The sequence below is a fragment of the Candidatus Pelagibacter sp. HIMB1542 genome, assembly GCF_052047835.1.
Classification (GTDB): Bacteria; Pseudomonadota; Alphaproteobacteria; order Pelagibacterales; family Pelagibacteraceae; genus Pelagibacter.
On sequence record NZ_JBNAJB010000002.1, the window covers coordinates 614,217 to 634,277 of the forward strand.

The window sequence follows — 20,061 nt, forward strand, 5'->3', positions numbered from 1 at the left end:
ATATATGTATTAAACAATTATTTTAAATATCATGGGTATTAATTTAACAAATTTTTTAACCTCGAAATCAAAAAATACCAGAATGATGGATTTCCAGGACCTTGATCATATAGATGGCTTATCTATTTCAGCTCTAAGCGCAAATTTATATAAAACTAAAAGAGATGATTTGGTAATGTTTTACTTTAGAGATGGTGCAAATCATGCCTCTGTCTACACACAATCAAAAATTATCTCAGAAAATATTAAATGGAATATAAATCAAAAATCAAAAAAAATTTATTCTCTTATTGTAAATACTAGAAATGCAAATGCTTTCACAGGTAAACAAGGTTATGCAAGTCTCGCAAAAATTGCTGATTTAACTTCTGAGCAATTATCAAAAAAACAAGCTGAGGATGAAGATTATCCAAAGAAAATTACTTCAAAGGAAATTATTTTTGGATGCACAGGTACAATAGGTGAAACATTTCCATGTGAAAAGATAATAGTTCAAATTCCAAACTTGATTAAAAAAATCAACTATACACAAAACAAATTTCTTTGGATGAAAGCAGCATTAGCAATAATGACCACTGATACAAAACCAAAACTTGCGATGGAACAATGTAAAATTGGAGATAAAGAGGTAAAAATTTATGGTGTCGCCAAAGGTTCGGGTATGATTTTTCCAAACATGGGAACTACCTTGGCATACATATTTACAGATGCCAACTTATCGAATGATATTTTGAGTAAATTATTAAAAAAAAATATTACAGATACATTTAATGCTATCTCGTGTGATGGGGACACTAGCACAAATGATATGGTTAGTATTTTTGCAACAAATAAAGCAAATAATTCAAATATTAAAAGTATTAATGATATAAAACTAAAAAAATTCGACAAAGCATTGAACAATGTTTTGTTAAATTTAGCAAAGAGAGTAGTTTCTGATGGAGAAGGAGCATCAAAATTTGTCACTATAAATATTAATAAAAGCAAAAGTGAACAAGATGCAAAGACAATTGCTTTCTCAATAGCAAATTCAGCTTTGGTAAAAACAGCTATTGCGGGAGAAGATCCAAATTGGGGACGAATAGTGATGGCAATAGGAAAAGCAGGACCAAAAATAAATTTAAATAAATTAGGTTTGAAACTTGGAAATTATCAAATAATTCAGGATGGAAAATTATACAAGAACTATGATGAAAAATTAGTAGCTGAGTATATGAAAGGTGAAAATATAGACATCAATGTAGATTTGTTTACTGGTCCTAAAAGCTTTACTGCTTTTACTATGGATTTTACAAAAAATTATATTGAGATTAATGCTGATTATAGAAGTTGAACATATTGAAATTTAAATTTTGATAACTAATTCTATACTATGATAAAATACAAACTTTTGTGTAACGACTGTGAATTAAAGTTTGATAGTTGGTTCTCTTCTTCATCAGAATATGAAAAATTAAAAAAGAAAAAACTTTTAATCTGTCACAACTGTAATTCTGAAAAAGTTGAAAAAACTTTAATGGCTCCTCAGCTAATAAGTAGAAAAGCTAAAAATGAAGAAAAATTTGATACTCAGAAGTATAAAAAAATTAAAAAAACAATTAAAAATTATCAAAAGTTTATAAAAGATAATTTTAAGTACGTTGGGGATAATTTTGCTTATGAAGCTAGATCTATTCATTACAATAGTAAGAAACCTACAAAAGGGATATATGGTAAAGCCTCTCAGAAAGACGTTAAAGAGCTCAAAGAAGAGGGCATAGATACACAATTAATTCCTTGGGTTGATGAAAAAGAAAATTAGTTTTTCTTAAATTCAGCAATATAATTTACTGATAAATCTTTTGAAACATTCCATTCATCCTTCAGAATGTTAAAATTCATTCCATCAATTTTTTTGAGATTTAGATTGTTTTTGATTAAAATACTTTTTAATTCCTCAGGCTTAACAAACTTTTCCCATTCATGGGTGCCAATAGGAAGCCATCTCAAAACATATTCCGCACCAACAATTGCAAATATATAAGATTTTAAGGTTTTATTTATAGTTGCAACAAACATTAATCCATTTTTTTTTAAAAGATTAGCACATGATTTTAAAAAAAAATCGACATCCTCAACATGTTCAACAATCTCCATATTCAAAATTACATCAAATTTTTTTGTAGTTTTTAGTTTTTCAGGCGATGAACATATATAGTTTATATTAAGATTGTTTTTTTTTGCATGTAGGTTTGCTATGGCAATATTTTTATTTGAAGCATCGATTGCTGTAACATTAGCTCCTAATCTATACATGGGCTCAGATAACAATCCTCCTCCACATCCAATATCAAGGACATTTATTCCAGAAAGAGGATATTTTTTATTTTTAAGTTGAAATTCTTTAATTATATTTTCTTTAATATATTTTATTCTTATAGGATTAAATTTATGAAGAGTTTTAAATTTTCCTTCTGGATCCCACCATTCGGCCGCCATATTTGAAAATTTTTCTATTTCTTTTTTATTAATACTGTTCATAATATATAATTAGTTGACATAACAATTAAGATGTACTTTATCAATTTATAATTAAATTATATTAATTCAACTGATCATGAAAACTATTGTACTAAAATTTGGTGGAACTTCTGTTGGTAGTATCGATAGGATAAAAAAAGTATGCAAAATTATAGCTGCTTATAAAAAGAAAAAAAATAGAGTTTTGGTGATTTCATCTGCAATGAGTGGAGTGACCAATGAGCTTGTAAAAAAATCGAAGCAAATTAGTAATAATTTTAGCAGATCTGAATATGATGCACTTGTATCCACTGGAGAACAAGTTTCATGTGCTTTAATTGCTGGAAGACTTACTCATGATGGTTTTAAGTCTAGGTCATGGGTTTCTTGGCAATTACCAATAATTACTGATGGACCTTATTCTGGAGCAAGAATAAATAAGATAATTACAAAAGAATTAAATAATTATGTCAAACAAGGTGGGATCCCAATTGTTACTGGTTTTCAAGGAATTAATAATGAAAATAGAATTACCACAATAGGAAGAAGTGGTTCGGACGCAACTGCAATAATGTTAGCAAAATTTATTAAAGCTGATGAATGTATTATTTATACTGATGTCGATGGTGTTTATACTACTGATCCAAGACAACATAAAAAAGCAAAGAAAATTAAAAAAATATTTTATAACGAAATGTTGGAAATGGCATCTTTAGGATCAAAAGTGATGCAACCAACATCGGTTCAAGATGCAAAGTTAAATAATATTGATATTAAAGTTAAGTCTTCATTTGTTAATAAACCAGGTACATTAATAACAGACTCTAAAAAGGCGTTTAGCGATCAAATAATTACCGGGATATCTTCAACTAAAAATGATGCTAAGATCACAATTGTAGGAGTTAAAGATAGACCTGGTGTTGCTGCTTCAGTTTTTAGACCACTATCAAGAAATTTAATTAACGTTGATATGGTTGTACAAAATATTTCTCAAAACGGTAAAGATACTGACTTAACTTTTACAATTAAATCTGATGATCTGAAAAAAACTGAGAAATTAATTAAGCAAAATAAATCGATATCTTATAAAAAACTTTCTTTTGATAAAAATCTTTCCAAAGTTTCTATAATAGGAGTTGGGATGATTACAACACCTGGAATTACTTACAGGATGTTTCAAGCTTTAGCTTCAAAAAAAATAAACATTTTAGTTATATCAACATCTGAAATTAAAATTTCAGTATTAGTTTCATCAAAAAATGTAAAAAAAGCAATAGCTGCTCTTCATAAAGAATTTAAACTTGATTAAATTTATGAATGTACGACCATTTAGAAATATAAATCGAAAAAAAACTAAAGTAATTAACGTTGGTAATGTTAAAGTTGGTGGTGACAATCCAATATCAGTTCAATCAATGACTAATACTTTGACTACAGATATTTCAGCTACTATAGAACAAATAAATAAAATTCATGAAGAGGGTGCTGACCTGGTAAGAGTTTCCTGTCCCGATGAAGATTCTTCAAAAGCTTTAAAAGAAATCACAAAAAATGTTCAGATACCTGTAATTGCAGACATTCATTTTCATTATAAAAGAGCTATAGAAGCTGCAGAAAATGGAGCGAAGTGTTTAAGAATAAATCCTGGAAATATTGGCGATAAAAATAAAATCTATGAGGTATTAAGTGCAGCAAAAAATAATGATTGTTCAATTCGAATAGGAGTTAATGCAGGTTCTCTGGAAAAAGATATTCTAGAAAAGTATAAAGAACCATGCCCTGAGGCATTAGTAGAGAGTGCAAAAAGAAACATTAAAATATTAGAGGATCAAGATTTTTTTAATTTCAAGATAAGTGTCAAGTCCTCTGATGTATTTTTGTCGATTGCTGCTTACAGGCAGCTTTCAGATGCTACCGATTATCCTCTTCATCTTGGAATAACTGAGGCTGGAAGTTTTGTATCAGGAAGTGTTAAGTCTTCAATAGGACTTGGTTCATTGCTATTAGATGGAATAGGTGACACCTTAAGAGTTTCTTTGTCAGATGATCCTGTAAAAGAGGTTAAGATTGGAAATGAAATACTTAAATCTTTAGGATTACGAAATAGAGGAGTTAAAATAATTTCTTGCCCATCTTGTGCAAGACAAGCGTTTCAAGTGATTGATACGGTTAAAATTTTAGAGGAAAAATTATCACACATAAAAACTCCAATTACCCTATCTATAATTGGCTGTGTTGTGAACGGTCCTGGTGAGGCTGCTTTAACTGATATTGGAATAACTGGAGGTGGAAAAGGTAATAATATGCTTTATTTATCTGGAGTGCAAAGTGAAAAAGTATCAACTAATGATATAGTTAATAAAGTCGTATCAGAAGTTGAAAAAAAGGCCTCTGAATTAGAAAATTAACAATGATACCAACAAAGACTATTGAAGAATTAATTACAAAACATTCTACACTAGAAAAAGATCTATCATCAGGAAGTTTAGATAATAAAGTGTTTGCTGAAAAGTCAAAGGAGTATTCAGATGTTAATGAAATAATTTTAAATGCTAAAAAATATTTATCTTTCGAAAATGAAAAAAAAGAATTACAGAAAATATTAGAGGATAACTCATCAGATAAAGAATTAAAAAATATGGCTGAGTTAGAACTTGTTGATTTGAAATCTCAACACGAGATCAATGAAAAAAAATTAAAATTATTTCTACTACCAAAAGATGAAGCAGATAAAAAAAATGCAATAATAGAAATAAGAGCTGGAACGGGAGGTTTAGAGGCAAGTTTATTTGCTTCAGACCTTTTCAAAATGTATGAAAAAGTAAGTCATAAAAAAAAATGGTCATTAGAACTTATTTCTATTTCAAGAAGTGATGCTGGGGGTTTAAAAGAGGTAATTGCATCTATTAAAGGTACAAATATATATTCAACATTAAAATATGAGAGTGGTGTACATAGAGTTCAAAGAGTTCCAGATACTGAAACACAAGGAAGAGTGCATACATCTGCGGCCACTGTTGCCGTATTACCTGAAGCTGAAGAAGTAGATTTAAAAATAAACGACTCTGATTTAAGAATTGACGTTTTTCGAGCAGGTGGTCCAGGAGGACAATCAGTTAACACAACCGATAGCGCTGTTAGAATAACTCATATACCCACTGGTTTATCAGTTTCTCAACAAGATGAAAAATCACAGCACAAAAATAAAGCAAAAGGAATGAAAATTTTAAGAGCAAGATTATATGAACTTGAAAGATCAAGAATTGATCAAGAAAGATCACAAGATAGAAAAACTAAAATTGGTACTGGAGATAGATCAGAAAGAATTAGAACTTATAATTTTCCACAGGGTAGAGTTACAGATCATAGAATAAATTTAACTTTGCACAAATTAGAGGAATTTCTTGAAGGTGAAGCCTTTGATGAAATGATTGAGTCACTTACACTGCAAGCACAAGAAGAAAGTTTAAGTAATTTAAAATAAATGAATATTCAATCAGCAATAACTCAAGGTGCTCAAATATTAAAGGATGAATTTTGTTTAAATCCTTATTTGGACTCAGAAATTTTAATGTCAAAAGCAATTAATAAAGATAAAAAATACTTAATTCTTAATTCTCAAGAAAAAATAGAAGAAATAAATTTAAATTTGTTTCAAAAACTAATTAATGAAAGGTCCAAAGGTAGGCCGATATCGCATTTAACTAATAAAAAGTTATTTTGGAATTCAGAATTTTTTGTAACAGAAGATACTTTAATACCTCGTCCTGATACTGAGCTAATTGTTGAAAATATTTTAAATTTAACAAAAAATAAAAGTAAACTTAGTATTTTAGATATTGGCATAGGATCTGGATGTATACTTTTGTCTATATTAAAAGAGAGAAAAGATTTTTATGGAACGGGAATAGATATAAGTAAAAATTGTCTAAAAATAGCCAATATGAATGCAACTATTTTAAAAGTCCATACTAGACTAAAATTATATAAATCTAATGTTGACAAATTTAGTTTGGGCAAATATGATTTAATAGTTTCTAATCCTCCTTATATTAAAAAACATATTATAAAATATTTGGATAAAGGAGTTGCTAGGTTTGAACCAAAAATAGCACTAGATGGTGGATTAGATGGTTTATCAGAAATCAGAAAAGTTATTAAAAAATCATCTGAGCTGATTAAAAAAAATGGTAAATTTATTTTAGAGATTGGTTTTGATCAAAAAAATAAAGTAATTAAATTATTAAATAAAGAGGGTTTTTATATAAATAGTGCTCTAAAAGATCTTGCTTATAATGATCGATGTATAATCTGCACAAAGATATAACTATTTAAATCATGGTAACATTTAGAAATAACAGCAATAACAATAATAGAAGAAATAATTTTAGAAGAAACGATAGAAACTTTAAGTCAAGTGGTGATAGACAGAAATTTAGTTCAAATTTTTCTAACGGTGACAATTTTAAAAGGAAGTCACCAGGTAGAAATAACCATAATGCGCCAAAATTAATTGAAAAGTATAATGATTTAGCAAGAGAGGCTTTGTCAAATGGTGATAAAATTCTTTCTGAAAATTACCTTCAGCACGCTGATCATTTTACGAGAATTCTAAATGAAAGAGAAAGCTTCAAAAAAGAGAGAAATTTAGAAGGGAAGTCTGATGAAAATGAAAAAGAAACAAATAAGCAATCAGAAAATGTTGATGTTTCTGAAAAAAATTTAAAAGATAATTCTAACTTAGATATTCAAGCTGAAACACCAGCAGAGGCTAATTAATTTAAACCTATAATTTTTTCTGATTTAAGAACATCTAGTTTAATTTTATTTGTTTCAAATAATTTTCTTTCCTTACCCTTCAAAATTTTACCAGAAGGAAGTTTTAGTTTTTGAGAATTAACTTTTTTTCCGTTAACAATCACTTCGTAATGTAAATGAGGTCCAGTAGACTTACCGGTAGAACCAACGTAACCTATTGTTTGGCCTTGTTTTACTCTTACTCCTGCTTTAATGCCACGAGCAAATTTTGACATGTGAGCATACACTGTTTGATAAGTTGAATTATGTCTTATTTTTACACAGTTTCCACCTCCACCACACCATCCAGCTTTTTTTACAACACCATCACCAGATGCCATTATAGGTGTTCCTGTGGGTGCAGCAAAATCGGTACCTCTATGCATTTTATTGAATCCATCTATAGGATGTTTTCTCATACCAAAAGGAGACGAAAGTCTTGCTCCATTAATTGGAGTTTTCATTAAAGCTTTTTTAACACTCTTGCCATTTTTATCATAATGACCTTCGCTTCCTTCTTTATCAAAATAATAAAGCCCGTTATCTTGACCACTTAATTTTAAATTAGCGAAAAGTATTTCTCCTGTTTCAATGATTTCATTTTTATCATTAAGTAAAACTTCGTACATTATTTGAAACTTATCTTGTTTCCTTATATCTCTTTGAAAGTCTACTTGAAAACCATATATCCTAGCAAATTCAATTATTATATTTGCTGGTATTTTTTCAGCTGTCGCAGCTTTATATAGACTTTGTATAATTAAGTTTTCTTTGTAGATTATTTTTTTATCCAATTTAATTGATATAATTTCATCATTAAAAGTATTTTTAGAATTATCTCTTGCTAAAAATATTTTTTGTTTATTTGATATCTGAAAGGTAAATTCATTAATTTGATTAGTAGTTTTATCTAAGCTGAACTCAATAATTTGTTTAGTATTCAATTTATTAAGATTAACTTTTTTTCTTAAAGCATTTTTTATTATTAATATTTCTGTTTTTTGTATTAGATAATTCTCTAAAATTTTATCAAATGTTTCACCAGATCTTATTTTATGTTTTATTTTTTTGTATTTTGGTTCAAGGTTTTCAACTATGTGTGTAAGAGTTTTTTTAAAATAGATGTTATCAGTAAAATTATTATAGATTTCTAAATTCTCTTTTTTTGTTGAATTAAAATAACTAGTGGAGATAGCAGTAAGAATAATCAATAAAATTAAGCCAAAAATTTCAATATTTTTTTTAATCTTACTAAATAGATTTTTAAACATTTTATATTTAAGTGAACACAATTATTAGTTTAGAGAGTGGTAAAAATCAAAAAAAAGCCCTTAAAATGCGGTGTTTTTATTTAAAAATTTATTCTTAAATGCTTGATTTCCATTATTTTTAGCCTATAAGCACTGAACTTTCTCAGTAAAATTATTGTTAACACAATAAATTAGTGAGGATTATTGAGCCTTTTTTGCTCAATTAGCTATTTTAAAAGTCAAAATTTAAGAAGAGAAGTGTGGACGGTTAAGGTTACCAAAAATTTGTCGTACACACTTCAATCACATATAAATTTTATTCTTAAAATTTATATGGAAGCTAGTGTGCGCCGTTTTTAAACTTGAGAGTTTGATCATGGCTCAGAACGTACGCTGGCGGCACGCCTAACACATGCAAGTCGAACGAAGTAGCAATACTTAGTGGCAGACGGGTGAGTAACATGTAGGTATCTACCCTTTGGCCTGGAATAACACGAGGAAACTTGTGCTAATACCGGATAAGTCTTTACGGAGAAAGCTTTATGCACCATTGGATGAGCCTGCACTTGATTAGTTTGTTGGTAGGGTAATGGCCTACCAAGACTGTGATCAATAGCTGATTTGAGAGGATGATCAGCCACATTGGGACTGAGACACGGCCCAAACTCCTACGGGAGGCAGCAGTGGGGAATCTTGCACAATGGAGGAAACTCTGATGCAGCGATGCCGCGTGAGTGAAGAAGGCCTTTGGGTTGTAAAGCTCTTTCGTCGGGGAAGAAAATGACTGTACCCGAATAAGAAGGTCCGGCTAACTTCGTGCCAGCAGCCGCGGTAATACGAAGGGACCTAGCGTAGTTCGGAATTACTGGGCTTAAAGAGTTCGTAGGTGGTTGAAAAAGTTAGTGGTGAAATCCCAGAGCTTAACTCTGGAACTGCCATTAAAACTTTTCAGCTAGAGTATGATAGAGGAAAGCAGAATTTCTAGTGTAGAGGTGAAATTCGTAGATATTAGAAAGAATACCAATTGCGAAGGCAGCTTTCTGGATCATTACTGACACTGAGGAACGAAAGCATGGGTAGCGAAGAGGATTAGATACCCTCGTAGTCCATGCCGTAAACGATGTGTGTTAGACGTTGGAAATTTATTTTCAGTGTCGCAGCGAAAGCGATAAACACACCGCCTGGGGAGTACGACCGCAAGGTTAAAACTCAAATGAATTGACGGGGACCCGCACAAGTAGTGGAGCATGTGGTTTAATTCGAAGATACGCGCAGAACCTTACCAACACTTGACATGTTCGTCGCAACTCTAAGAGATTAGAGTTTTCGGTTCGGCCGGACGAAACACAGGTGCTGCATGGCTGTCGTCAGCTCGTGTCGTGAGATGTTGGGTTAAGTCCCGCAACGAGCGCAACCCTCACTTTTAGTTGCCATCATTAAGTTGGGCACTCTGAAAGAACTGCCAGTGATAAGCTGGAGGAAGGTGGGGATGACGTCAAGTCCTCATGGCCCTTACGTGTTGGGCTACACACGTGCTACAATGGTATCTACAACAGGAAGCAAGACTGCGAGGTCAAGCAAATCCTTAAAAGATACCTCAGTTCGGATTGCACTCTGCAACTCGAGTGCATGAAGCTGGAATTACTAGTAATCGTGGATCAGCGTGCCACGGTGAATGCGTTCCCGGGTCTTGTACACACCGCCCGTCACACCATGGGAGTTGGTTCTACCTTAAGGCAAGGTTTAAAACCCTTGACCACGGTATAGTCAGCGACTGGGGTGAAGTCGTAACAAGGTAGCCGTAGGGGAACCTGCGGCTGGATTACCTCCTTTCTAAGGATGAATGAAAGTCAAATTTCGTTCTAAATAATATACAGGTAATGTTGACCGTCCTCATTTCTCTTCTTAAAGTAGTGTTTCTCTTTGCATAGGGGCCGGTAGCTCAGTTGGTTAGAGCACACCCTTGATAAGGGTGGGGTCGAAAGTTCGAGTCTTTCTCGGCCCACCAATTTAAGATCATGGGGGATTAGCTCAGCTGGGAGAGCGCCTGATTTGCATTCAGGAGGTCAGCGGTTCGATCCCGCTATCCTCCACCAAAACACTTAGTTATAAAAAATTGTAAAAATTATTAATTAATATCAATATCTATATCCGAACATTAGTAATGTTATTAGCTAATGTTCAAAATAAAAATTTGATTCTACACAGAATTTTTTTCTGTGCATAAATCAAGCGTTTAAGGGCGTGTAGTGGATGCCTTGGCACTGAAAGCCGATGAAGGACGTGATATACTGCGATAAGTTTCGGGGAGCTGTATGTAAGTTTTGATCCGAAAATTTCCGAATGGGGAAACCCACCACTTTATGTGGTACTTTAAACTGAATAAATAGGTTTAAAGAGACAACCTGGAGAACTGAAACATCTAAGTAACCAGAGGAAAAGAAATCAATTGAGATTCCGTTAGTAGTGGCGAGCGAACGCGGACTAGGCCAGCAGTTTTGTTAAAAAAATTTGAATAGTTTGGAAATGCTAACCATAGAGGGTGATAGTCCCGTATGAGTAATGTTTAACAAAATTCTTGAGTAAAGCGGGACACGTGAAATCCTGCTCGAATATAGGGGGACCACCCTCTAAGCCTAAATACTCTTCAGTGACCGATAGTGAACTAGTACCGTGAGGGAAAGGTGAAAAGAACCCCTATTAGGGGAGTGAAATAGAACCTGAAACCGCATGCCTACAATCAGTCGAAGCTCTTTTTAGAGTGACGGCGTACCTTTTGTATAATGGGTCAGTGACTTAATTTATAAAGCAAGCTTAAGCCATCTAGGTGTAGGCGCAGCGAAAGCAAGTCTTAATAGGGCGATTAGTTTTATGAATTAGACCCGAAAACGAATGAGCTTACCATGAGCAGGTTGAAAGTTGGGTAACACCAACCGGAGGACCGAACCAGTTGACGTTGAAAAGTCTTTGGATGACTTGTGGTAAGGGGTGAAAGGCCAACCAAATTCGTAGATAGCTGGTTTTCCGCGAAAACTATTTAGGTAGTGCGTTGAATAAATAGACATTTAGAGGTAGAGCACTAAATGGGCTAGGGGGAAGAGATTCTTACCAAACCTAATAAAACTCCGAATGCTAAATGTTGTTCTTCAGCAGACAGACTGTGGGTGCTAAGGTCCATGGTCGAGAGGGAAAGAGCCCAGACCACCAGATAAGGTCCCCAAATTATGATTAAGTGTGAAAGGATGTGGAAATTCCTTAACAGCCGGGAGGTTGGCTTAGAAGCAGCCATCCTTTAAAGATAGCGTAACAGCTCACCGGTCTAATAGAGTTTCTGCGCCGAAGATGTAACGGGGCTAAAATCATATACCGAATCTGTGGATTTGTAATTTTTTCGAAAATTACAACTGGTAGCGGAACGTTCTGTAAGCCTGTGAAGGGATACCCGCGAGGGATCCTGGAGGTATCAGAAGTGCGAATGCTGACATAAGTAACGATAAAAGAAGTGAAAAACTTCTTCGCCGAAAATCCAAGGGTTTCTGCGCAAGGTTAATCCGCGCAGAGTTAGTCGGCACCTAAGGCGAGGGCGAAAGCCGTAGTCGATGGAAATAAGGTTAATATTCCTTAACCAGATGGTAGTGACGGATCTTGTAAGTTGTGAGTTCTTAATGGATTGAGCTTGCCGCGAAAAGGTTCCAAGAAATAGCTCCATCATTAGACCGTACCCTAAACCGACACAGGTGGATTAATAGAGTATATTTAGGCGCTTGAGAGAATGATGTTGAAGGAACTCGGCAAAATGCTTCCGTAACTTCGGGATAAGGAAGACCTGTTTTTAGGCAACTAAAGATGGGTGGCACAAGCCAGGGAGAAGCGACTGTTTATCAAAAACACAGGGCTCTGCTAACACGTAAGTGGATGTATAGGGTCTGACGCCTGCCCGGTGCTGGAAGGTTAATGCGGTTGGTGCAAGCTAACTTCTGAAGCCCCAGTAAACGGCGGCCGTAACTATAACGGTCCTAAGGTAGCGAAATTCCTTGTCGGGTAAGTTCCGACCTGCATGAATGGCGTAACGATTTCTCCGCTGTCTCCAACATCAACTCAGTGAAATTGAATTCTCCGTGAAGATGCGGAGTTCGCGTAGTTAGACGGAAAGACCCCGTGCACCTTTACTGCAACTTTACATTGGTATTAGGAAAAACATATTTAGTATAGGAGGGAGACATTGAAACATAGGCGTCAGCTTGTGTGGAGTCGCCAGTGAAATACCTCTTTTGTTTTTCTTGGTATCTAACTGATTGCCGTCATCCGGCATCAAGACATTGTATGGTGGGTAGTTTGACTGGGGCGGTCGCCTCCCAAATAGTAACGGAGGCGTGCGAAGGTAGGCTCAGAACGGTCAGAAATCGTTCGTAGAGTGCAATGGCATAAGCCTGCCTGACTGTGAGACTGACAAGTCGAGCAGAGACGAAAGTCGGTCATAGTGATCCGGTGGTTCTGAGTGGAAGGGCCATCGCTCAACGGATAAAAGGTACGCCGGGGATAACAGGCTGATACTGCCCAAGAGCTCATATCGACGGCAGTGTTTGGCACCTCGATGTCGGCTCATCACATCCTGGGGCTGGAGCAGGTCCCAAGGGTTTGGCTGTTCGCCAATTAAAGTGGTACGTGAGCTGGGTTCAGAACGTCGTGAGACAGTTCGGTCCCTATCTGCTATGCGTGTAGAAGAATTGAGAGGAGTTGACCCTAGTACGAGAGGACCGGGTTGAACATACCACTGGTGGACCGGTTGTAGCGCCAGCTGCAGTGCCGGGTAGCTAAGTATGGACGAGATAACTGCTGAAAGCATCTAAGCGGGAAACTCACCTCAAAACTAGTTCTTCCTATAGAGCCGTGGTAGACCACCACGTTGATAGGCTGGATGTGGAAGCGCAGTAATGCGTGCAGCTGACCAGTACTAATAGCTCAATTGGCTTGATTTATGCACTGAAAAAAATTTTAAATAAATTTTATGGATATTAGACTGTTTGAAAAACTGAGATCTATTTCATTCCATAAATCTGTTCAAAAAAATCTTATAAAAGTTCACAAAAACGTAAATTTGAATAGTGGATGGATTACTGTAAACAGTTGCCCTATTTGTAAATCAACAAATAAAAAATTATGGTTAAAAAAGAACGGTATAAATATTTATACTTGTTTAGATTGTTTAACAGGCTATTCCGGTAAGAAAGCTAAAAATTTAGCCGATGTTTATGATAGTAAAAGCCAATTAAATCAGTACAAAATTTTTTACGACAGTTCTGTAAAATTAAGACAAAAAATTATGGGAACTGATAGGATAAATTTAATCAAAAAATTTAAAAGCAAAGGAAAATTATTAGACTTTGGTTGTGGTAATGGCTGGTTTTTAGATTTAGCAAAAAATTATTATAAGTGCTTTGGTTATGAAATAAATCTTAATGAAAAATTAAAATTAAAAAAAAAAATAACGTTTATTAATAATCTTACAAACTTACAAAAATATAAGTTCGACATTATCACTTTGTTTGATGTGATAGAGCATCTTGAAGACCCAGCGGAAATAATAGATATGTGTCACAAAATGCTGAATAAAGATGGAATCATTTTATTTTTTACACCGAATTGCAACTCTGTAGGATTTTATTTGATGCAGGAAGATCAAAATCTTGTAATACCACCTATTCACTTGACTTATTTTCATAAAAATACAATTAAAAAGTTAATTAAAAAAAAATTTAAAATATTATATAATGAGACTTTTGGATTTGATTTAGCAGACTATTTTTCTTATTTAAGATCAAAAAAAAAATTAAAAATAAATCTCTCTATTAAAAAAGAAATACAAAAAAAACAAAAAATCATTGATAATAAGGGTTTAGGAAATCATTTAAGAATAGTCTTAAAAAAAAATTAAATAAAATAATCTTTTCTTGGTAGAGCTTTATCTTTAATTTTTTTTTTGTGTTTAAATTGGTCAATTATAAAATCAACCTCTTGATTGGTTTCATGTCTTATGCAATGCAAATTACTACAATCAATACTAGGATTTAACTTATCCATAACTCTTTTTCTTAGTTTTCCATTCCACATTTCACTTAGTGTCTCAAATCTTAAGTCACCAATTTTTTTTGAATTTTCTCCTCTAAAATATGGACAAACATAACAACCTGAGGGGGTTATAAGTGTCCTTAAGTTAGCGCTTTGACATTTTTTATATTTTTTTTCTTGTTCACCAACCTTTTCTCTTTTTAAAGCAGATCTCAACATTACAGACTCTAATACTCTAAAGTTTTGATCTTCAAGATTTCTTGACATTTCTAATTGTGTTTTTGCTATTTGTATGTCTTTTTCACTGTGCATAACTATTTGATGAAAATCGTCATAACTTGGTTTAAGTTCAAAATAATCACAACCTATCTCTTTAGATAGTTTTGCTGCATCATAAATTTCATATACATTTGTATGTTCAATTACACCTATATTTGACCCAGCAGGATTTTCTATTAATCCATCAGCCATCGTTCTTAATAAAAATGAATATCCCAATATTCCTCTTTTTTTATTAGCAAGTTTTTTCATATTTTCAACGACTAGATTAAATTTTGATTTTCCAGTTTTAGTTGGTCTTAAATTTTTAAACATTTCATCTGTTGCAACATCCATAGAAACTCTTGTCCAAGATACGTATTTGGCAATTATATCTATATATCTGCCCATTAATGTACCATTTGTTGTTAAACCAATTTGTACATCATTTTCTCCAAGTCTTTTGATTAGTTCGATAGTTGTTGGATGAGCTAATGGTTCACCACCGCCTATAAGAATTACTGCTGATACTCCAGATTTAATTATATCATCAGTGATTTCTTTTATTTTGTCTTTTGAAAAACCCCTGTCCAAAGGATTCTTCTGGTTTAATAAATCTCCACTTATGCAACCAGGACATGCTAAATCACAAACTGTAGTTGGGTCCAATTCGATTACAAAAGGTGCTTTGTTTTCACCTTCAACTAAATCTTTATTAATTTTATTCAAAACTTTTTTTTGGTATAATTTTGAAAGTAATTGCATTTTAGCCATATAGAATTTTTTACCATCTATTAGATTATTGTAAAGTCCGAATAATTCACTATTAATATCTTAAACAAGATAAATTCATATATGACAAATTTTAAAAAAAAATTCTTAAATATTTTTTTAAAAAATGCCTCTACGAAAATAATTACCTACAATGAAAAGAAAATTGATTATGAGGAATTATTATCAAAAATCATTCAAATTAATAATTTTATTAAAGAAAAGAAACTTGAAAAAAAGACTTTAATTATACAATTTAAAGATAGATCATTAACTCTTATATTTTATCTTGCTGCAATTTTTTCTAATATAACGATCTGCCCTTTAGACCCTAATTTGCCCAATTATAGGCTTAATAGAATTAAGAAATCAATTAATGCATCTAAAGTATTAAAAAATTTTACTTTAAAAAATAAGCTGTATTCAAATACAAATAAGTTAAATTTTAATGACCATAATTTTTTAATTACTTTTTCTTCAGGCACATCTGGAGATCCTAAAGGTATAGTTCACAGCGCTAATAATATTTTAGGTTCATCTTATTCATATTCCAAACTTATAAAGCTTAACAATAAGACGAGAGTTTTGCATTGCCTTCCTGAATTTTATATGGCAGGTATAGTAAATACATTCATTTCATGTATTTGGACATCTAGTCAAGTATTTGTTGTAGATACTTTCAGTGTAAAAAGTGTTTTTAAAATATGGTTTAACATTAAAAATTTTAAAATAAATCTTGTGTACTTGGTCCCTTCTATTTATTCGATGATATCAAATTTTAGTCCTCCTAATGCAAGAGATATAATTAAAAATAATAAAATTAAATTTTTATCAACTTCAAATAATTTATATCCTAATATAAGAAAGACTTTTTTTCGCAAGTTTAAAACCAAAATAAGATCATGCTATGGAATTACAGAAATGGGAGGTCCATTAACAAATGAAATTTATGGAAATTTACAATTAGATACTGTGGGAAAGATAATTAGTGGATGTAAATTTAAAATAAAAACAATTGAGAATAAGAAAATATTATTTTTTAAAAGTACTTTTTTATGTAAGCATTTATTAATTTCAGGCAAAAAAAGAAAAATTAAATTAGATAGTCAAGGTTATTTCAATTCCCAAGATACTGGATATGTAAAAAACAAACAAATTGTTTTAACAGGAAGAGAAAAAGATATTTTAAAAAAAGGAGGAGAATTGATTTATTTGAAAGATATCGAAAATCTATTAATCAGATATAGTTTTGTTGAAGAAGTGGCAGCAGTTGGAATCCAAAATGATTTATCAGACGAAAAATTAAATATATATATTGTGTTAGACTCAAAAAAAAATTTAGATAAGAAAATAAAAAAACTAATTAAATTAAGTGAAAAAGAAATGTATAAGACGGAAAAACCTGACAAAATAATATTATTAACAAAAATGCCAAAAACTTCTTCAGGAAAAATAATTAAAAGACAATTAATAAAATTAGATGCAAAAAATAAAATTAAAGAAATTATTTTATAATAATCAATGGAAAAAACCCTTAGGTGCCAAGTTTTATAAACACTATACTTACAATGGGACAGAGGTAGAGTTACCGATTTGTAATAAAGAAGATATAAAAAAATGCGTTAATTCTTCAAAGATTGGTGCAAAAAAATTTAAAGCTTTTTCAAATATTAAAAAATCAAAAATTTTAAAAAAAATATCCTCAATTATAAAAAAAGAAGCAAATACTTTAGCCCTTAAAGAAAGTGTTGAATTGGGAAAAAATTTTTTTAACGCAAAAAAAGAAATGTTGGCATGTGCAGATCTTTGGAAACATGCGAGTAAAGAAGTTAAAAAAAAAAAAAATAAAATAATAAATAAAAAAAACGTAAAACTAATTGAATATATGGATCCAGTTGGTATTGTTTGTTTGATAATACCGTGGAATTTTCCCATGATTGTATTGTCTGAAAGACTTCCATATATTTTAGCTGCAGGTAATAGTGTCATAATTAAACCAAGCGAAAATGGTAGTTTATCAATTAATTATTTTATAGATAAAATTCAAAATAAAGGATTTCCAGTTGGAACAATTAATTTAATTACAGGAAATGTAGAAACAGGAAAAAACTTAATTAAAGATAAAGATATCAATATGATATCCTTTACAGGATCTACAAAATCAGGAAAAGAAATCTATAAAGAATCTGCCAAATCATTAAAAAGATTAAGTCTTGAATTAGGCGGCAAGAATCCAATGGCAATTTTTCATGATGCAAATTTAAATAAAGCTGTAGATGATATACTCTTTTCATTTGTCCATAACGCTGGACAATGCTGTGTATCAGGCTCTAGATTATATATTCACTCTAAAATTTATATAAATTTTATGAAAAAATTGAAATATAAGTTAGACAAAATTAAAAGTTATCAAAGCACAACTACATTAAATCAGTATCTTAAAATTAAAAAAATTGTTTCAAGTGGTATAAAAAAAAAAATCCCAGTTTTGTATAAAAGAAAAAAATTATTTGATGATCAAAATCGAGTTGTTTATCCAATAATATTTAAAAAAAATAAAAATTCATCAATATTAGACGATGAAATTTTTGGACCAGTATTGACAATAGAAACTTTTAACAAAACAAAAAATTTAATTAATCTTATGAATAATACAAACTATGGTTTATCAGCTTTAATATGGACTAAAAATAAAAAGAAAGCGTTAAATTTAGCAAAAGAGATTAATTTTGGAAGAATTTGGATTAATGGAAATATTTCTCAAAATTATCCAGAACTTTCTATTGGAGGTTTTAAGGAATCTGGATTAAATAGAGAGACGGGTGTATCGGGTATTAAAACGTATTCAGAAATCAAATCTTTAATAGTTAATTAATGAACAAAAAATACTCTAAAACTTTAATTCACTGGCTTAAAAATAAAAGAATTAATATTAAAGATAATCTAGATTTATTTTCAAGTGATAAGTTAGATTCATTTAGTTTTATAGAGTTACTGGTTTATATTGAAAAAAAAAATAAAATAGTTTTAGACCATCAAAAAATATTTGAAAAAAAAAAATTAACTGTCTTACAACTATCTTCTATAATACAAAAAAGTGAAAATTTACAAAATAAAAAAAAGAAAACGTAAAGTACTTTTAGAATTTTTAAAAAAAAATTTTAAAAGCAAACATATTTTGTATAAATCTAAAAAACTTTTTGATTGGCAATATTTACATAAAAATTATTACAATTTTTTTGTACTCGAGACAGAAAAAATAATTAAGGCTGCGCAGGGATATATTCCAACAAGCAGATATGACAAAAATTTAGAAAATGATACAATATTCATGTCAATTTGGTCTTCTAGTGAGATTTCAAAAGGGTCAAAATTATTTTTTTATTTATTAAAAAATTTGAAAGTTAAATTGTTAGTTGGTTTGGGGGGTACCAATGAGTCATTTTTATTTCAAAAATTGCTTAAATTTAATTGTGGATATATGAAACATTATTTTTTGGCAGCAAAAAAAAAATCAAAAAAATTGATTTCTCCAAAAAATTTTACAAATGAAAAGTTGTTTAAAATAACTAATAACTTTACGAAAATGACTAATATAAAACAAATAAATGAGATTGATAAAAATGTTTTCACACATCAATATCCAAGGAAAACAGATAAATATCTAATTAACAGATATCTAAAACATCCTTTTTATAATTATATTTTATACAAAATAACCAATAAAAAAAAAACTGTTGGAATATTTGTTTTTAGGGTTTGTAAGTTTGATAATAGATTTGCAATAAGAATTATAGACTTTTTAGGTGAAGAGAATAATTTCAGTTATGGTAAATCATTATTTTTGTTTTTATTAAAAAAATATGACTCTGAATATATAGACATTTATTCATATGGAATAAGGGAGGATATTTTGAAAAAATCAGGTCTAGAAAATGTAGAAAAGTATAAAAAGTTAAAACTTATAATACCAAATTATTTTGAACCATTTGTTAAAAAAAATATAAAATTAGGTTATGCTTTTAAATGCTCTTCAGATATAAAAAGAAAAGTTCGATTTTTTAAAGGAGATTCTGATTTAGATAGACCAAACATATTATAAAAACCAATAATATCAAACTAATGTAACTATAAGGAGTTTGAATTAAAAAAAACTTTCGAATAGAAATTTAGAAGCAAAACAAAAAGAAATACTTTATATATTTTACTTATAAATGAAAAGCCCAAATATTTTTTATCCAAAAAATATAATTTCTCTATTTTATTGTTTAATTATTTTAAAAAAAAATAAACAATCAAAGAATATATTAATAATTAACACTGAATATATAGATAAAAATTTTATAAATAAGTATTTAAAAAAAATTTTAATTTATTTTGAAAAAATTATATATAAAAAATTTATGAGCCTATCTCC

15 protein-coding genes, 2 tRNA genes and 2 rRNA genes are annotated in these 20,061 nt (G+C 30.8%); 16 read left to right on the forward strand and 3 right to left on the reverse strand.

Features of this window, described 5'->3' with window-relative positions:
• The first annotated feature begins 31 nt into the window (after nucleotides 1-31).
• Entirely contained in the window at nucleotides 32-1,333 is a 1,302-nt protein-coding gene (gene argJ, locus ACTTBI_RS07525; protein WP_440653508.1) for a bifunctional glutamate N-acetyltransferase/amino-acid acetyltransferase ArgJ, read from the forward strand.
• Between the two features lie 39 nt (nucleotides 1,334-1,372).
• Nucleotides 1,373-1,801, forward strand: coding sequence for a DUF1178 family protein (locus ACTTBI_RS07530; RefSeq protein ID WP_440653510.1), 429 nt, complete (start codon nucleotides 1,373-1,375; stop codon nucleotides 1,799-1,801).
• Here the strand turns inward: ACTTBI_RS07530 and ubiG are convergent.
• Nucleotides 1,798-2,520 (reverse strand): bifunctional 2-polyprenyl-6-hydroxyphenol methylase/3-demethylubiquinol 3-O-methyltransferase UbiG, encoded by a 723-nt coding sequence (gene ubiG, locus ACTTBI_RS07535; RefSeq protein ID WP_440653511.1) that lies wholly within the window; start codon nucleotides 2,518-2,520, stop codon nucleotides 1,798-1,800. The two genes, ACTTBI_RS07530 and ubiG, sit on opposite strands and share 4 nt — an antisense overlap.
• Nucleotides 2,521-2,596: 76 nt before the next feature.
• Here ubiG and ACTTBI_RS07540 point away from each other — a divergent pair, with 76 nt between their 5' ends.
• The 5 genes from ACTTBI_RS07540 to ACTTBI_RS07560 are packed head-to-tail and all read left to right on the forward strand — an operon-like array spanning nucleotide 2,597 to nucleotide 7,278.
• The gene (locus ACTTBI_RS07540) at nucleotides 2,597-3,808 is read left to right on the forward strand and encodes an aspartate kinase (RefSeq protein ID WP_440653513.1); all 1,212 of its coding nucleotides are present in this window, start codon (nucleotides 2,597-2,599) and stop codon (nucleotides 3,806-3,808) included.
• Between the two features lie 4 nt (nucleotides 3,809-3,812).
• Nucleotides 3,813-4,907, forward strand: coding sequence for a flavodoxin-dependent (E)-4-hydroxy-3-methylbut-2-enyl-diphosphate synthase (gene ispG, locus ACTTBI_RS07545; protein ID WP_440653514.1), 1,095 nt, complete (start codon nucleotides 3,813-3,815; stop codon nucleotides 4,905-4,907).
• 2 nt (nucleotides 4,908-4,909) lie between these two features.
• Entirely contained in the window at nucleotides 4,910-5,983 is a 1,074-nt protein-coding gene (gene prfA, locus ACTTBI_RS07550; protein ID WP_440653516.1) for a peptide chain release factor 1, read from the forward strand.
• Nucleotides 5,984-6,826: a peptide chain release factor N(5)-glutamine methyltransferase gene (prmC, locus tag ACTTBI_RS07555; protein WP_440653518.1), complete on the forward strand. Its 843-nt coding sequence runs from the start codon at nucleotides 5,984-5,986 to the stop codon at nucleotides 6,824-6,826. It begins immediately after the preceding gene.
• 11 nt (nucleotides 6,827-6,837) lie between these two features.
• Nucleotides 6,838-7,278: a DUF4167 domain-containing protein gene (locus tag ACTTBI_RS07560; RefSeq protein WP_440653519.1), complete on the forward strand. Its 441-nt coding sequence runs from the start codon at nucleotides 6,838-6,840 to the stop codon at nucleotides 7,276-7,278.
• On the opposite strand, the gene ACTTBI_RS07565 is transcribed toward ACTTBI_RS07560, so the two are convergent.
• Nucleotides 7,275-8,567 carry a peptidoglycan DD-metalloendopeptidase family protein gene (locus ACTTBI_RS07565; RefSeq protein WP_440653521.1) on the reverse strand — a complete coding sequence of 431 codons (1,293 nt, stop codon included), beginning with the start codon at nucleotides 8,565-8,567 and terminating at the stop codon, nucleotides 7,275-7,277. The two genes, ACTTBI_RS07560 and ACTTBI_RS07565, sit on opposite strands and share 4 nt — an antisense overlap.
• A gap of 337 nt (nucleotides 8,568-8,904) precedes the next feature.
• On the opposite strand from ACTTBI_RS07565, the gene ACTTBI_RS07570 reads away from it, so the two are divergent.
• From ACTTBI_RS07570 to ACTTBI_RS07590, 5 genes are all read left to right on the forward strand, one after another.
• Nucleotides 8,905-10,379: ribosomal RNA gene (locus ACTTBI_RS07570) — 16S ribosomal RNA — on the forward strand.
• Between the two features lie 98 nt (nucleotides 10,380-10,477).
• Nucleotides 10,478-10,554, forward strand: a tRNA-Ile gene (locus tag ACTTBI_RS07575).
• A 12-nt stretch (nucleotides 10,555-10,566) separates the two neighbouring features.
• A tRNA-Ala gene (locus ACTTBI_RS07580) sits at nucleotides 10,567-10,642 on the forward strand.
• Between the two features lie 130 nt (nucleotides 10,643-10,772).
• Nucleotides 10,773-13,525: ribosomal RNA gene (locus ACTTBI_RS07585) — 23S ribosomal RNA — on the forward strand.
• Together the 16S and 23S rRNA genes with 2 tRNA genes alongside form the textbook arrangement of a ribosomal RNA operon.
• A 29-nt stretch (nucleotides 13,526-13,554) precedes the next feature.
• Entirely contained in the window at nucleotides 13,555-14,481 is a 927-nt protein-coding gene (locus tag ACTTBI_RS07590; protein ID WP_440653522.1) for a class I SAM-dependent methyltransferase, read from the forward strand.
• Here the strand turns inward: ACTTBI_RS07590 and ACTTBI_RS07595 are convergent.
• Entirely contained in the window at nucleotides 14,478-15,602 is a 1,125-nt protein-coding gene (locus ACTTBI_RS07595; RefSeq protein ID WP_440653524.1) for a radical SAM protein, read from the reverse strand. The genes ACTTBI_RS07590 and ACTTBI_RS07595 overlap by 4 nt on opposite strands.
• Before the next feature lie 126 nt (nucleotides 15,603-15,728).
• Here ACTTBI_RS07595 and ACTTBI_RS07600 point away from each other — a divergent pair, with 126 nt between their 5' ends.
• From ACTTBI_RS07600 to ACTTBI_RS07615, 4 genes are read left to right on the forward strand one after another with little or no spacing between them, the layout of a single operon-like run.
• A complete protein-coding gene (locus tag ACTTBI_RS07600; RefSeq protein ID WP_440653526.1) occupies nucleotides 15,729-17,159 on the forward strand; it encodes an AMP-binding protein in 1,431 nt (476 codons plus the stop codon).
• A complete protein-coding gene (locus ACTTBI_RS07605) occupies nucleotides 17,125-18,519 on the forward strand; it encodes an aldehyde dehydrogenase family protein (RefSeq protein WP_440653527.1) in 1,395 nt (464 codons plus the stop codon). Before ACTTBI_RS07600 ends, ACTTBI_RS07605 begins: the two co-directional genes overlap by 35 nt.
• Nucleotides 18,519-18,776, forward strand: coding sequence for a hypothetical protein (locus ACTTBI_RS07610; protein ID WP_440653529.1), 258 nt, complete (start codon nucleotides 18,519-18,521; stop codon nucleotides 18,774-18,776). Before ACTTBI_RS07605 ends, ACTTBI_RS07610 begins: the two co-directional genes overlap by 1 nt.
• Nucleotides 18,742-19,746: a hypothetical protein gene (locus ACTTBI_RS07615; protein WP_440653531.1), complete on the forward strand. Its 1,005-nt coding sequence runs from the start codon at nucleotides 18,742-18,744 to the stop codon at nucleotides 19,744-19,746. Before ACTTBI_RS07610 ends, ACTTBI_RS07615 begins: the two co-directional genes overlap by 35 nt.
• The last annotated feature ends 315 nt before the right edge of the window (nucleotides 19,747-20,061 follow it).